Origin of the sequence: Klebsiella sp. Ech2A (assembly GCF_030078455.1) — a bacterium.
Classification (GTDB): Bacteria; Pseudomonadota; Gammaproteobacteria; order Enterobacterales; family Enterobacteriaceae; genus Klebsiella; species Klebsiella terrigena.
On record NZ_JAQGFU010000399.1, the window covers coordinates 1 to 1,521 of the forward strand.

Below are 1,521 nucleotides of genomic sequence, written 5' to 3' on the forward strand. Positions count from 1 at the left end.
CAGCAAAAGGGCGGGGACGGTAACGGCGGCCACCAGCCCCGAGCGCGCCTCGGGCAGCAGGGTATGCCAGATCAGCTGCCAGGTGTTGCCGCCCATCGACCAGCTGGCCTCCACCAGCCCGTGATCCACTTCGCGCAGCGCCGTTTCGACCAGCCGGGCGAAGAAGGGTGCGCAGCCGACGACCAGCGGCGGAATGGTGCCCTGTACCCCCAGCGAGGTGCCGGTGATGAAGGTAGTCACCGGGATCATCACGATCAGCAAAATGATAAACGGCAGCGAGCGCAGCACGTTGACGGCCAGCGACAGCAGGCGATAAAGCCGCGGGGCGTGCAGCAGCCGGGGCTGGCCGGTCAGATAGAGCACGATCCCCAGCGGCAGGCCAATCAGGACGGTAAAGCCCAGCGACCAGCCCAGCATCGTCAGGGTATCAATCGCGGCCTGCGCCACGTCGAGCCAGTCGATTTCGGCAAAAAATTCCAGCACCGTCGCCACCCTAGTTCCAGTCGTGGCGCTGCGGACGCACGCCGTTCAGCACCCAGTTGCCCAGCAGCTGGTATTTCCAGCGCACCGGGTCGTGCAGGGTATGGACGCGGGCGTTACGCCAGTGGCGATCGAGGTTATTGCCGCTGGCGGCGGCGCGGGTGCCGCTGAGCTCAAACAGGCGGCTGGCGGCCTCCAGCGCCACTTCGGTGGTGAAGACCTTAGCGCGGGCGACGGCAACCGAAGCCAGCGCCACGTTCTCTTCATTCAGCGCGTGGCGGTAGCGATCGAGGGTTTTCCCCGCCCGCTCCAGCAGCGCCTCGGCGGCGGCCAGCCGGCTGTCGATCTGTCCGATATGGTAGATGGTGAGCGGATCGTCGCCGGCGCGCTCTACTCCGGCGTCAATCCACGGGCGGGAGAATTCTCGCACGAACGCCACCGTGTCGTTGAGGGCCGCCCGGGCGATGCCGGCATCGATGGCGGCGGTGGTGAGCTGCGCGAAGGGGCCGGCGAGGGTTGGCGTGGCGTAGGATTGCCACGTCGGAAACAGATGGAACGGCTCGACCGCCAGATCCTCTGCCAGCACCGTCCCGCTGGCGGTGTTGCGCTGGCCGATGCAGGCCCAGTCGTCGACCACGGTCAGCCCCGCGCTGTCGCGAGGGACAAACGCCAGCTGCGCGTTGTCGTCGGCGTCCAGCGCCAGAATGCCGATCCAGTGGGCGTAGAGCGAGCCGGTGCAGTAGCCTTTGCGGCCGTTGATATACAGACCCTCCGGGCGCACCTCCAGCCGGGTGCGGATATCAAGAACCGTTTTACCCCCGGTTTCCGAGAGGGCGTTGGCAAAGCGGTGCCCCTGCAGGACGAGGTTAAAGAAGAAGGCGCGCTGCTCGTCGCTGCCCTGCAGGCGAATATCCTCCAGCAGGCAGTAGTGGTTCTGCGGGATTTGCCCCAGCGACGGGTCGGCGGCCGAGATAATGGCGATAACCTCCGCCAGCGTAGCGGCAGAGACCTCGGCCCCGCCCCAGCGGCGCGGTACGGTAA

The 1,521-nt window shown here is 66.7% G+C and carries 2 protein-coding genes; both read right to left on the reverse strand.

Translation table 11 applies throughout. The annotated features are described in order from the left end of the window. Positions 1 to 483, reverse strand: a 483-nt coding sequence (locus tag PFH44_RS27405; protein ID WP_463671589.1) for a methionine ABC transporter permease, incomplete at its 3' end; no start/stop codon positions are given. Positions 484 to 493: 10 nt separating this feature from the next. After that, positions 494 to 1,521: SfnB family sulfur acquisition oxidoreductase (locus tag PFH44_RS27410; RefSeq protein ID WP_283826813.1), on the reverse strand; the 1,028-nt coding region annotated here is incomplete at its 5' end.